This window comes from Roseateles agri (assembly GCF_034043675.1).
Taxonomy (GTDB): Bacteria; Pseudomonadota; Gammaproteobacteria; order Burkholderiales; family Burkholderiaceae_C; genus KK5.
The window spans coordinates 487,928-499,650 of sequence record NZ_JAXCLA010000001.1; the positions used below are offsets into that span (position 1 = coordinate 487,928).

The 11,723-nt window shown below is 68.6% G+C and carries 12 protein-coding genes; 2 read left to right on the forward strand and 10 right to left on the reverse strand.

The genetic code is table 11. The annotated features are described in order from the left end of the window. Positions 1-77: 77 nt before the first annotated feature. Complete coding sequence (locus SNE35_RS02295) at positions 78-1,175, reverse strand: YncE family protein (protein ID WP_348539323.1); 1,098 nt, start codon at positions 1,173-1,175, stop codon at positions 78-80. A 5-nt stretch (positions 1,176-1,180) separates the two neighbouring features. Next, complete coding sequence (locus SNE35_RS02300; RefSeq protein ID WP_320421183.1) at positions 1,181-1,597, reverse strand: VOC family protein; 417 nt, start codon at positions 1,595-1,597, stop codon at positions 1,181-1,183. Positions 1,598-1,743: 146 nt separating this feature from the next. Here SNE35_RS02300 and SNE35_RS02305 point away from each other — a divergent pair, with 146 nt between their 5' ends. Beyond that, complete coding sequence (locus tag SNE35_RS02305) at positions 1,744-3,303, forward strand: long-chain-fatty-acid--CoA ligase (protein WP_320421184.1); 1,560 nt, start codon at positions 1,744-1,746, stop codon at positions 3,301-3,303. Positions 3,304-3,307: 4 nt separating this feature from the next. On the opposite strand, the gene SNE35_RS02310 is transcribed toward SNE35_RS02305, so the two are convergent. Continuing rightward, positions 3,308-3,757, reverse strand: a complete 450-nt coding sequence (locus SNE35_RS02310) for a ferritin-like domain-containing protein (protein ID WP_320421185.1) — start codon at positions 3,755-3,757, stop codon at positions 3,308-3,310. A 107-nt stretch (positions 3,758-3,864) separates the two neighbouring features. Beyond that, positions 3,865-4,326 carry an Lrp/AsnC family transcriptional regulator gene (locus SNE35_RS02315; RefSeq protein WP_320421186.1) on the reverse strand — a complete coding sequence of 154 codons (462 nt, stop codon included), beginning with the start codon at positions 4,324-4,326 and terminating at the stop codon, positions 3,865-3,867. A gap of 104 nt (positions 4,327-4,430) precedes the next feature. On the opposite strand from SNE35_RS02315, the gene ilvB reads away from it, so the two are divergent. Further along, positions 4,431-6,170, forward strand: a complete 1,740-nt coding sequence (ilvB, locus tag SNE35_RS02320; protein WP_320421187.1) for a biosynthetic-type acetolactate synthase large subunit — start codon at positions 4,431-4,433, stop codon at positions 6,168-6,170. Here ilvB and SNE35_RS02325 read toward each other — a convergent pair. The 6 genes from SNE35_RS02325 to SNE35_RS02350 are packed head-to-tail and all read right to left on the reverse strand — an operon-like array spanning position 6,163 to position 11,720. Continuing rightward, a complete protein-coding gene (locus SNE35_RS02325; RefSeq protein ID WP_320421188.1) occupies positions 6,163-6,792 on the reverse strand; it encodes a hypothetical protein in 630 nt (209 codons plus the stop codon). The genes ilvB and SNE35_RS02325 overlap by 8 nt on opposite strands. A gap of 11 nt (positions 6,793-6,803) precedes the next feature. Next, positions 6,804-8,477, reverse strand: coding sequence for a putative porin (locus SNE35_RS02330; protein WP_320421189.1), 1,674 nt, complete (start codon positions 8,475-8,477; stop codon positions 6,804-6,806). Positions 8,478-8,502: 25 nt separating this feature from the next. After that, positions 8,503-9,207 carry a TonB C-terminal domain-containing protein gene (locus tag SNE35_RS02335; RefSeq protein ID WP_320421190.1) on the reverse strand — a complete coding sequence of 235 codons (705 nt, stop codon included), beginning with the start codon at positions 9,205-9,207 and terminating at the stop codon, positions 8,503-8,505. Then, positions 9,204-9,605 carry an ExbD/TolR family protein gene (locus tag SNE35_RS02340; RefSeq protein ID WP_320421191.1) on the reverse strand — a complete coding sequence of 134 codons (402 nt, stop codon included), beginning with the start codon at positions 9,603-9,605 and terminating at the stop codon, positions 9,204-9,206. The genes SNE35_RS02335 and SNE35_RS02340 overlap by 4 nt, the downstream gene beginning before the upstream one ends. Positions 9,606-9,609: 4 nt before the next feature. After that, on the reverse strand, positions 9,610-10,029 hold the full coding sequence (locus SNE35_RS02345) for an ExbD/TolR family protein (RefSeq protein ID WP_320421192.1): 420 nt from the start codon (positions 10,027-10,029) through the stop codon (positions 9,610-9,612). Positions 10,030-10,034: 5 nt separating this feature from the next. After that, positions 10,035-11,720, reverse strand: a complete 1,686-nt coding sequence (locus SNE35_RS02350) for a DUF2341 domain-containing protein (protein ID WP_320421193.1) — start codon at positions 11,718-11,720, stop codon at positions 10,035-10,037. Positions 11,721-11,723 lie beyond the last annotated feature (3 nt).

The window sequence follows — 11,723 nt, forward strand, 5'->3', positions numbered from 1 at the left end:
AATCGATGTCGCAGCATAGGTTCGCGCGCCGGGCGCGGCAATCGTGCCGGTTGCGGAAATCCGCTGGCGGAACCTCGCTACTTCCCAGCCTCGCGCACGGCATCGCCCAGCCGTGCCAGATCGATCAACTCGATGCTGCCCGATTCGAAATTCGTCACCAGCAGGCTCTTCCCGTCACTGGTGATCCTGAGTTCGCGCGGAAAGCCACCGGCCGGGATGCTCACCATGCTCCCATCGAGGTGCGCCAGGTCGAGCACCGATATGGATTGAAGCTTCCCACCGCCGAAGCGATCGGAGTTCGCCACGAACAGGTGCGCACCGTCGACGGCAAGGCCGACCGGCGACTGGCCGATCGCCACGCTCGCCTGCAGCGCGTGATCGCGATCGTCAATCAGTCTGCCCGCATCGAAAACCTGCACCGGATTGCAGCCGGCCGGCACCTGGGCAGCGACGGCCTTGTCCGGCTCGCTGATGGCGCGCGCGAGATCAACGACCATCAAGGCGCCCTGCGGGTGCGCGGAGCCCCGCCCTTCCGCGGCACAGCTGCGCTCGCCCGGCGCGACCTCGCTGGTGCTGTAAAGCCAACGCCCATCGGGCGAGAACGCCAGGCCGACCGGCGCACCGCCGGTGGGGATGTGCCCGATCGAGCGGACCGGCTTGCCGGCGCTCGCGGCGGCGAGATCGTAGACGCCCAGGCTGTTCGCACGCTCGTTGCTGACGAACAGCAGCCGATCGTCCGGGCTGAACGCCACATAGATGCTGCCCGCACCACGCCCCTCGTCGAGCAGGCCGACGAGGGGATGACCGGCGCCTGCCGCCAGCAGGCGCTCCACCGGCATCAGCGCCACGCCCTGCCCGTTAGCCGCGGCGAGCACCGTGCCGTCGTGGCTGAGCGCCAGGCCGGTGAGTTGTCCGGGCACGGTCAGGGTGCGGGCAACGGACAGTGCACCATTCGCACGCGCCAGCACGGCGATCTGGCTGCGCCCGTTCGGCGCCGTCAGCGACACGAAGATAGTGCAGCCATCCGCGCTCGGCACCGCGGCGAAAGGGTGTCCCGGCACATCGACCTGGACGATGGCCGACGCCGCGGCCTGGTTGCAGTTCGGCGGCTCGGCCCTCGCAGAAACGCAGGCCCCTGCCAGGATGGCAAGACCGGCAATGACCGGGTGGAGCATGCCCTTCACTGCGCTTGCTTGGGCGGAATCGCTGCCGGATCCATCCAGAGCGCCGCCCACATATGACCATCGGGGTCGGCGAGGTCGCGGGTGTACATGAAGCCCAGGTCGTCGACCGGGTTCACGTCGGCCGTCCCGCCGTGCGCCGCGGCAGCTTCGTTCATCGCGTCGACGGCGGCGCGGCTGTCCAGCGCGAGCGAGAGCATCAGCCCGGCCGAACCCGCTGCCGGGAACGGTCGCTGCGTGAAGGTGCGCCACTTGGCGTGCGTCACCAGCATCACGTAGATGGCCTCGCTCCACACCATGCAGGCCCCACCGTCATCGCTGAAAGCGGGGTTCTTCTCGAAGCCCAGCGCCGTGTAGAAGGTGGTCGAGGCTGCGAGATCGGTGATCGGCAGGGTAATGAAGATCATCTTGCTCATGGGGTGCTCCTGGTGCGTGTCCGGGTGGGTGAATGATGAATGAATGAGGGGCTCATCCGTCCACACGACGATCGGCCGCAGCCCGGATCGACAAGCGGTCCAAAGCTCCTGTAGTCTGCAGCCGTGTGCAGCTCCTGTCCCCGGCCATGTACATCACCCAATCGCTGCATCGCGCGCTGCAACAGCATCCCGAGCGGACCGCCGTGCACTTCGGGGACCGGCAGCAGAGCTTTCGCGAATTCGCCGATCGGGTCGCCCGGCTGGCCGGTGCCTTGCAGGCACTGGGCATGCAGCCCGGCGATCGGGTGGCGATGCTGGCGCACAACTCCGACCGCTACCTGGAGTACCAGATGGCGGTGCTGTGGGGCGGCGGCGTGCTCACCCCGTGCAACACGCGCTGGTCGACGACCGAGATCCTCTACGCGCTGAACGACTCCGGCTCGGCCCTGCTGCTGGTCGACGATGCCTTCCAGGACAGGGTGGCGCATTTCCGCCGCGAGTCGACCGTGCTGCGCGAGGTGATCCACTGCGGCGACGAGCCCACGCCGCCCGGCATGCACAGCTACGAAGCGCTGCTGGCGCAGGCCGCGCCGGTGCCCGATGCGCTGCGCCGCGGCGACGACCTGGCAGGCATCTTCTACACCGGCGGCACCACCGGCTTCCCGAAAGGCGTGATGCTGAGCCACGCCAACCTGTGCAGCTCCGCTATGGCGCTGCACTCCGACGAGCTGGCGCGCGAGGGCGGCACCTACCTGCACGTCGCGCCGATGTTCCATCTGGCCGACCTGGGCATCTCGATGGTGCAGTGGCTGGTGGCGCAGACGCACGTGATCCTGCCGGCCTTCGAGCCGCGCAGCCTGCTCGACACGCTGGAGCGCCACCGCGTCACCGTCGTCCCTCTGGTGCCGACGATGATCCAGATGCTGGTTGACCATCAGGCCATCCGCGAGCCGCGCGACCTGAGTTCGCTGCAGACCATCATCTACGGCTCCTCGCCGATCTCCGAAGCCCTGGTCGAGCGGGTGATGGCCTTCCTGCCCGACGTGAGCTTCATGCAGGTCTACGGCATGACCGAGCTGGCCCCGATCGCCACGATCAACCCTGGCTACTACCACTCGGCCGACGGCCGCAAGCTCGGCAAGCTGCCCTCCGCCGGACGCGCGGGCCGCTGCATGGAGCTGCGCATCGCCGACCCCGAGGGCCGCGAGGTGCCGCGCGGCACGGTGGGCGAGGTGCTGGTACGCGGGCCCAACGTCATGCTGGGCTACTGGAACCGCCCCGAGCTCACGGCGGAGGCACTGCGCGGCGGCTGGATGCACACCGGCGACGGCGCCTGGATGGACGAGGACGGCTTCATCTACATCGTCGACCGGCTCAAGGACATGATCATCAGCGGCGGCGAGAACGTCTACTCCGGCGAGGTTGAGAGCGCCCTCGCCCGCCACCCCGCCGTGGCCGCCAGCGCGGTTATCGGCATCCCCGACGAACGCTGGGGCGAGGCGGTGCACGCCGTCGTCGTCCTGAAGCCGGGCATGCAGCCCACGGCGGGCGAACTGATCGCCCACTGCCTCACGCTGATCGCCGGCTACAAGTGCCCGCGCAGCCTCGTCTTCGCGGAGCAGCTGCCGCTATCCGCCGTGGGCAAGGTGCTCAAGACGGCGCTGCGCGAGCCGTTCTGGCAGGGTCGGTCGCGCAACGTCGCCTGAGTGCTTAGGCGTTCACCGTCGCGTCGCGCAGCTGCTTGACCTCGTCGTGGTTCGCCTGCGCGCCGCGCATCTGGCGTTCGACCAGTTCGCGCGCATCGGGGGTCAGGTCGGCCTTCAGCGCCTTGCGGTAGCGGGCCAGCGCGGTGTCTTCGCCGCGCTCGGCTTCTTCCAGCATGCGATGGTCGGAGTCGGGCGTCAGCGCGTCCTTGACGCTGATCCAGCCGCGGTGCAGAGCGCCCAGCGCACTGCCGCTGTCGGCCGGGTCACCGCCGAGCTGGCGGACATAGGACTGCAACTCGGCTGCGGCGGTGCGGCATTCGGCCGAGCGGCGCAGCAGCGTTTCCTTGATCGTCGGCGACTGCACGCGCTTAGCGCACTCGCTGAAACCGTACTCGCCGTCCTTGGCGGTCTCGATCAGGTCGTTCAGGGCATTGATGGTGTCTTTCGTGGACATGAACTACTCCTTGGCGGGACATCCCGCGGTGAATGGACCTGTTCATGTTGGGCCGCACGCCGGCCCGAGACCACCGGCCTGGACCCCCTTGGCCGGTAGGACGAGGCCTACCGCCGCAGGGGCAACTGGCCTTGCTTCAGCTGCCGCAGCACGAAGCTCGACTTGCTGTGCCGGATGCCGGGGATCTTGTAGAGCCGCTCGCGCAGCAGGCGCTCGTAGTCGCGCGTGCTGCTGACGGCGATGCGCACGTAGTAGTCGTAGTCGCCCGACACCAGGAAGGCCTCCAGCACCTCCGGGATCTCCTGCAGCGCGCGGCCGAACTCCATCAGCGCCTCGTCGGAGTGGCTGTCCAAGGTGACGTGGACGATCACCGTGTCGCCCAGGTCCAGCTTCTCGGCGTTCAACCGCACCGAGTAGCCCTCGATCACGCCGGCCGTCTCCATGCGCTTGATGCGCGTCCAGCAGGGCGAACTGGTCAGGCCGACCTGGGCGCTGAGCTCCTGCAGGCTGATGCGCGCGTCGCGCTGCAGGGCCTCCAGGATCGCGATGTCGAACTTGTCGAGTTGCATTTTTCCTGCCGTTTCTTAAATTTACAGAAGGATTTTCTTTCAGATCGAAGAAAGCGCAGAAATTCAGAAGCACTTTCCGGCCCATTACCGGGATATTTGCCTGCATGGAAACGACTGCCACCCACTCACTCCCCACCGGCGCCGACCTGATCGTGCGCACCCTGCTCGACCTCGGCGTGGACACCGTCTTCGGCTACCCCGGCGGCGCGGTGCTGCCGATCTACGACGCGCTGCACCGCCAGCCGCGGCTGCGCCATGTGCTGGTGCGGCACGAGCAGGCGGCCGTGCATGCGGCGCAGGGCTATGCGCGCTCGACCGGGCGGGTGGGCGTCGTCATCGTCACCTCCGGGCCGGGTGTCAGCAACACCACCACCGGCCTGCTCGACGCGTACTGCGACTCGGTGCCGGTGCTGTGCATCAGCGGCCAGGTGGCGACCACGGCGATCGGCACCGACGCGTTCCAGGAATGCGATGCGCTGGCGATCACCCGCTCGGTGACGAAATGGAATGTGCAGGTGCGCGAGGCCGAGGCACTGGAAGCCACGCTGCGCCATGCGTTCGAGCGAGCCAGCGGTGGGCGGCCGGGGCCGGTGCTGGTCGATGTGCCCAAGGACGTGCAGCAGGCCCGTGTGGCGCACTGCCCTGCGCCCTCCACACCCACAACGAGCACTGCTGCGCCGAACCCGCAAGACATCCAGGCCGCGGCCGACGCGATCCGCAGCGCCGAGCGGCCCGTCTTCTACGGCGGCGGCGGGCTGGTCAACTCCGGCCCGCAGGCCTGCGAGCGGTTCACCGAACTCGTGCGCCTGGCCGGCACGCCCTGCACACTGACCTTGATGGGCCTGGGCGCCTTCCCCGCCTCCGATCCGCAGTGGCTCGGCATGCTGGGCATGCACGGCACGCTGGAGGCGAATATGGCGATGCACGAGGCCGATCTGGTCGTCTGCATCGGCGCGCGCTTCGACGACCGCGTCACCAGCAAGCTCGCCGATTTCTGCCCCGGCGCGAAGGTGATCCACATGGACATCGATCGCCGCTCGATCCACAAGGTCGTGCGCGCCGACATCGCGCTGCAGGGCGATTGCGCGGCGATGCTCGACGCGCTGCTGCCGCTGCTGCGCCGCGACCAGCCGGACGCTCGTCGACTCGCCCCGTGGTGGGGTCGCATCGACCGCTGGCGCGCCGAGCGTTCGCTGGGCTTCGAGGACCGCGCGGACCGCATCGCGCCGCAAGCTCTGCTGCGCGCGCTGGCCCGCCCGGTGCGCGAGCGCGATGCGATCGTCAGCACCGACGTCGGCCAGCACCAGATGTGGGCCGCGCAGCACCTCGGCTTCGACGCGCCGCGGCGCTGGCTCACCTCGGGCGGCGCCGGCACGATGGGCTATGGCTTGCCCGCCGCGATCGGCGCGCAGATCGCGCACCCCGAGCGGCTGGTCGTCTGCGTCAGCGGCGATGCCTCGGTGCAGATGAACATCCAGGAGCTGTCCACCGCCGTGCAGCACCGCACGCCGGTCAAGCTGGTGCTGGTCAACAACGGCTACATGGGCATGGTGCGGCAGTGGCAGGAACTGGTCCACGACGGCCGCTACAGCCACAGCTATACGGAAGCGCTGCCGGACTTCGTCGCCGTGGCACGCGGCTTCGGCTGGCAGGCGCGGCGGGTCGAGCGGCGCGAGGAGCTGGAGGAGGCACTGCAGCAGTGCCTGGACGCGCCGGGGCCCTTCTTCCTCGACGTGGTCGTGGCCGCGGAAGAGAACTGCTTCCCGATGATCCCGGCCGGCTGCGGCCATCAGCAGGTGATGCTGGGCCGCGGGCGCGTGTGGTCGGAGCCCGCGGCTACCTGACCCGCTGCGCGGCGAGTTGCGCGCGCATCTCCTCGGCGTGGTTCTCCAGCTTGATCGCGGTCAGGCCCAGTACCGGGTCGGCGACGCCGGCGATCTCGTCCGGCTTGCGGCCGAGGTAGCGCTGCACCAGTTGCTGGCCGATCGCATAGAGCTGACGGTTCTTGTCCTCCGCGCCGGCCAGCTCGGTGGTGCTGCGTTCCAGCAAGGTGGTCAGCGCGCGGGCGGTCTGCAGGTGCTCGGCGCCTTCGCGGCGGGCGGCCTGCAGCTGCTGCGTCAGCTCCTGCTCGCGCTGCTGCGCGGCGGCTTCCTGCTGCTGCCGCGCCTTGGTGGCCGCGTCGAGTTCGGCCTGCAGTGCCTCGGCGCGCTGCTCGGCGCCGCGCAGCTTGGCGCTCGCCGCCTGGCCGCGGCCCTGCTCGGCCTTCAGCTGTTCGGCAAGCTTGTCCTTGTCCTGCGTCAGCGTCGCCTTGTCGGCTTGCAGCTGGCCCTGCTGCTCGGTGGCGGCGCGCAGCGCGTTCTGCGCGCGGCGCAGCGCCTCGCGCTCGCGCGAGGCCTTGCCCTCGTCCTGCGCGTGAGCGAGCGACATGCAGCAACCCAGGATCAAAACAAGCGGCAGACGATGCATGGTCCTCTCCCTCAGAAACGGGCATTGAGTTCGAGCTGGAACACGTCGATCTTCAGCGGCGCGTTGCTCATCGTGCCGGAAGTGGCGCCGCTGGGGTCGGTGAAGCGCACGCCGTCGTCGAGGTTGCGCGTGCTGGTCCAGCGCGCGCCGAGCCAGGCGTTGCGGTCGATGCCGTAGTTCAGGCCCAGGGTCCAGCCCTTGTAGTTGGTGCCGCCGAGGTTCCAGGTGGTGTCGGTGAAACCGTCGACCCAGGCATCGCGCTCGAAGTAGCGATAGCCGGTGAAGGCCTGCCAGTCGCCGCGGCGCTGGATCGTGTCGGCACCGACATCGACGCGAAACTGCGCCGCGCGATTCTTCGGATACAGCTGCACCAGCGTGACGCCGGCGCGGCGGTTGATGTCGTTGATGTCGAAGGCGGTGTTCTTGATGAAGTCGGCCGTCATCTTGATCATCACCGGCGCGAACATCTCCAGGTTTAGGCCCAGGGTCAGGTCCACCGGGCGGAACTTCGAGGCCAGGCCCCAGACCGGCGCGGCCGTGCTGGTCGGGTCGTTCAGCGCGATCAGCGTGTTGCCCTTCTGGCGCCAGTTCGGCGAGTACTGGCTCGCGAAGTAAGGCTGCGTGCCGGCCAGCGGGCCGGTCGGCGGCGGATCGGTCTCGCGCTGACCTTCGACCTTGTGGAAGTCGTAGATCGCCACGCCCAGCTTGGCCTTGACGCCCGAGGCGATGCGCATGCTGCCGCCGATCTGCGCGCCCAGCAGCCATTTGTTCGTCGACGAGCCGAGGCTGCCGTATTCGAGCGGGAAGGCGCCGACCGTCGCGAACAGCTGATGCTCGCCGGCGATCGCCGTCTTGATCTGCGTGGCGAGGCCGTCGAACGAGAGGTCGTCGGCCCAGCTCAGGTCGGTGTTGTAGAAGGGCGTGGGCATGCGGCCGGCGTTGAGCGTCAGCGCTTCCCAGGGCCGCCAGGAGATCCACGCGCGGTCCAGCACCAGCTGGTACTTGTTGAAGTCGTTGCCCAGCGTCTGCGAGGTGGACGTGGGGCCGCTGCTGCTGTTGCCGGTGGAGGCGCGGATCGTCGCGTCGAGCGTGTCGCCGATCTTGGCGCTGACGCCCAGGCGAGCGCGCAAGGTCATCCGGCTCGTCGTGTTCGTCGTGTTGTTCAGGTCCGGCGACCAGGCCGGCGAGGCGGTCTGGTTGTGATAGTAGACGGCGGGGACATTGGCGCTGTCGAAGTAGTCACCCTCGGCGCGGGCGCGCACGTCGCCGGCGATGGTGAGGCGGCCCAGCCAATCGGGCAGCGCGCCGGGCTCGCCCCAGCGCTCGCTGCGCGCCTGCGCCAGCACCTCGGTCTTGATCTCCTCGCTCATCTGCTTGCGCACCGTCTCGGGCACGTAGGGGATGCGGAGGACCTTCTGCGGTGGTGGCGTCGCTGTTGTCGTCGCCGCAGCGGCACCTGCAGCAGCGTTGGCGCCGGCCTCGTGCGCCTGGCGAAGGATCGTGTCGGCGCGCTCGCGCGTCAGCAGGCCCTGGCCGACCAGCGCTTCGATCAGCGCCTCGGTCGTCGCACGCAGGCGAGCAAGCTCCTGCTTCTCGGCCTCCTGCGCATGAGCAGCGCCGCCGGTGAACAGCAAGGTGCAGGCGATGACGGCCAACGGGCTTCGGAGTCGATGTGGGTTCTTCATGGGGATCGATGTCGAAATTCAGAAATCAGGCTTGCGGCCGCACGTTGAGGCGGAAGCGCATCGGCTGCGCGATGGAGGGCGGCGGCGGCAGCTTGAACTGGCGCACGGTCTCGTCCAGCGCGGCGCGCAGCGCGATGTCGTTGCCCTCGTTGCCGCTGGGCTGCAGTTCGTAGCGCTCGATCGCGCCGTCGCGGGCGAGCCAGATCGAGAAGCTCGCCACCATCTGGTCCGCGTCGCCCTTGAGCCGGCGCTCGATCTCGTCGCGCAGCTGCTGGCGCACGGTGTTGGCGAAGAAGCGTTCCTGCGCACGGTCCGAGCTCGTGCCGGTGCCGCCGGTGCTGGCGCCGGTGACCGGCGTGCCGCCGCTGTACTCGTTCTTCACGCCGCCGGCCGCGAAGGCGCTGTTGCCCTCGCCGGCCGCGCCTTCCATCTTGATCGGCTCCGGCGCCTTCGGCGCCTCGGCCTGCTTGATCTGCTCCTCATGGACGACCTGCTTCGGTTCGTCCTTCGGCGGCTCGGGCTTCTTCTCTTCCTTGGGCGGCGGCGGGGGTGGCGGTGTGTCGGGCAGCAGCGCGATCTTGGCGACTTGGCGGCGCGGGCCTTCGCCGCCCTTCATGTGCGTCAGCGCCCACCAGCCACCGATCACCAGCACGGCGACGATCAGGCCGAACACGGCCGGCATGACCCAGCTTTCCTTGCGGGCCTTGCGGCTTTCCGAGGTGTCGGTCATGTGCCGATCCTCGATGTCACCAGCGCCATGTTGATCTGCAGCTTGTTGCACAGATCGACGATGGCGATGACGCCTTCGTAGCGCGCCTTCGTGTGGCCCTTGATCGCCACGGTCATCTGCGCGTCGCGCCCATGCGCCGCCTGCAGCTGCGATTCCAGCTCGCCCATGCTCAGCGCCACGCCGTTGAGCAGCAGCGCGCCGTCGGGCATCACCTGCACGATCTTCAGCTCGTGATGCTCGGTGCTGGGCTTGTTGCTGGGCTTGGGCAAGGTGATCGACAGGCCCTGCACCGAGGCCGTCGTCATCAAGATGAAGACGACCAGCAGCACGTAGGCGAGGTCCAGCATCGGCGTCACGTTGATCGTGTCGTAGGGCTTGGCTTCGGTGTTGACTTGCATCGCTTCAGCCCCCGTCCGATCCGGCGCGCTTGGTGACGAGTCCGATCTCGGTGATGTCCAGCTGCTTCACTGTCTCCAGCACCTCCATCACCTTGTCGTACTGCGCGGCGGCATCGGCCTTCAGCACCACCGGCAGGTTCGGGTTCGCGGACTTGTACTGGGCCAGCGTGTCATGCAGCTGGCGCATGTCGACCGGGTAGGCGTCCAGGTAGACCGCGCCGTCGGCGGTGATCGTCACCGCGCGGGTCTGCGGCTTGGCCAGGTTGTTCTGCGCCTGCGTCTGCGGCGAGCGCACCTTCACGCCCTGCACCGAAGCGGTCGTCAGGATGATGAAGGTCACCAGCAGCACATAGGCGAGATCCAGCATCGGCGTGATGTTGATGTCGTCGTAGGGCTGGTTGTCGCCCTTGATGTCAGCGGACATGGCGGCTACCTGGCACCATAAATTTCGGCGACGCGAGTGATGAACTCGTCGACGAAGATCTGCATGTCCGAGCTGACGTTCTTGATCCGCGCGGCGAGGTAGTTGTAGCCAAACAGCGCGGGAATCGCGACCGCGAGGCCGGCCACCGTTGCCAGCAGTGCGGCGGCGATGCCCGGTGCGATCGCGTTGACGTTGACATCGCCGGCCGCGGCGATGGCCGCGAAGGTGATCATCACGCCGACCACCGTGCCCAGCAGGCCGAGGAAAGGGCCGCCGGAGATCGCGATCGTCAGCAGCACCATCTTCGAGTTCAGCTTGTTGTTCTCGCGCACGAAGTCGGCGTCCACCGCCGCCTTCACCGCGTCGATCGAGGCGCCCGACAGCGGCGCGCTGCCGGCCTCGCCGACCTTGCGCTTGGCAAGCTCGCGCACGCCGGCCTCGTACAGGCGGAACAGCGGCGAATCGGGATGCGGGTTGTCATTGCCGCCGAGCTTCAGCAAGTTGTCATCTGCGGCGCGGAAGCGTTCGAGGAAGCTGCGGTTGCTCTTGTCGGCGCGGCCCACCAGCACGCTCTTGCTGACCATCACCCAGGCGGCGATCACGAACATGATCAGCAGGATCGCGATCACGGCCTTGGCGTCGGGCGTCAGGCTCTTGATCAGGATGCCCATGTAGCCGCCGCCCTCGCCACCCTCTCCGCCGGCGCTGTCCTTGTTCTCGCGCTGCGAGGCGACCAGGCGGCTCTCCGCGCCCTGTGCGCCGGCGCTGACGGCGATCCAGTCGGCGCTGCGCAAGGTGCTGGCGATCTCCACCTCATCCAGCAGGCCCCGTGCACCGTCGCCCAAGCGCAGGTTGCCCTCCAGCGCCGGCGTGCCCATGTCGCCCTGCGCCACCTGCGCGCCGCCGACGAACAAGGTCGCCTTGTTGCTGCCCAGGCGCAGCGCGACGTGCGTCCAGTGCGCCGCGCCGATCGCGCCGCCGGCCAGTTCCGTCTTGCCCTCGCCGCGGGCGACCAGCTTGCCGTCCTGCACGCGCAGGTTCAGGCCGCCCCAGTCGAGCAGGCCGGCCTTGGACACGTCGTCCAGCTTGATCCACATCGACAGCGTGAGCTGCTTGCCGGCATCGGCGATCGCCTTGTCGCTCAGCGCGTAGACGATGGGCTTGCCGTCCAGCTTCGCAGCGCCGGCCAGCAGGCCGTTGGCCTCGATCGCCACCGGCGCGGCCGGCTTCAGCGCGCCGCTGGCGTCGGCCGCGCCTTCGGTAAAGTGGAAGGCCGCGACGGTCGCCGGGTCGAAGGCCTCACCGGTCTCCGCCGCCGCCTTGGCATTGCCGCCGTAGACGTAGAACACGTTCTTGTCAGTGCCCGGCAGCACGCTGGGCACCTGCACCCACAGCACCGCCAGCTCGTTGATGCCATCGAAGCGCTCGACGCTGAACTTCAGCGGCGTCTTGTCGTCGGCCGCGACAACCCGCAGGTCCGAGCCGTCTTCCTTGGCCGCGGTGAAGTCGAAATTGCCGGAGTGCAGCCGCACGGCCACGGCGATGCCGCCCGACGCCTCCTTGGTCTCCAGGCCCTGGGCCGAGGTGTTGAGCGTGATCTTCGCGCGCTCGGTCCAGGCCTCGTTCCACCAGGAGGCGTGGGCGAAGCCGGTGGCGGCCAGCAGGGCGGTGGCGATCAGTGCTTTGCGCATGGT

Bases quoted from the DNA above. Each gene is read 5' to 3' on its own strand.
- SNE35_RS02305 (WP_320421184.1), top strand. From the start codon at position 1,744: ATGTACATCACCCAATCGCTGCATCGCGCGCTGCAACAGCATCCCGAG.
- SNE35_RS02345 (WP_320421192.1), bottom strand. From the start codon at position 10,029: ATGTCCGCTGACATCAAGGGCGACAACCAGCCCTACGACGACATCAAC.
- SNE35_RS02300 (WP_320421183.1), bottom strand. From the start codon at position 1,597: ATGAGCAAGATGATCTTCATTACCCTGCCGATCACCGATCTCGCAGCC.
- SNE35_RS02315 (WP_320421186.1), bottom strand. From the start codon at position 4,326: ATGCAACTCGACAAGTTCGACATCGCGATCCTGGAGGCCCTGCAGCGC.
- SNE35_RS02330 (WP_320421189.1), bottom strand. From the start codon at position 8,477: ATGAAGAACCCACATCGACTCCGAAGCCCGTTGGCCGTCATCGCCTGC.
- SNE35_RS02325 (WP_320421188.1), bottom strand. From the start codon at position 6,792: ATGCATCGTCTGCCGCTTGTTTTGATCCTGGGTTGCTGCATGTCGCTC.
- SNE35_RS02340 (WP_320421191.1), bottom strand. From the start codon at position 9,605: ATGCAAGTCAACACCGAAGCCAAGCCCTACGACACGATCAACGTGACG.
- ilvB (WP_320421187.1), top strand. From the start codon at position 4,431: ATGGAAACGACTGCCACCCACTCACTCCCCACCGGCGCCGACCTGATC.
- SNE35_RS02310 (WP_320421185.1), bottom strand. From the start codon at position 3,757: ATGTCCACGAAAGACACCATCAATGCCCTGAACGACCTGATCGAGACC.
- SNE35_RS02295 (WP_348539323.1), bottom strand. From the start codon at position 1,175: ATGCTCCACCCGGTCATTGCCGGTCTTGCCATCCTGGCAGGGGCCTGC.
- SNE35_RS02350 (WP_320421193.1), bottom strand. From the start codon at position 11,720: ATGCGCAAAGCACTGATCGCCACCGCCCTGCTGGCCGCCACCGGCTTC.
- SNE35_RS02335 (WP_320421190.1), bottom strand. From the start codon at position 9,207: ATGACCGACACCTCGGAAAGCCGCAAGGCCCGCAAGGAAAGCTGGGTC.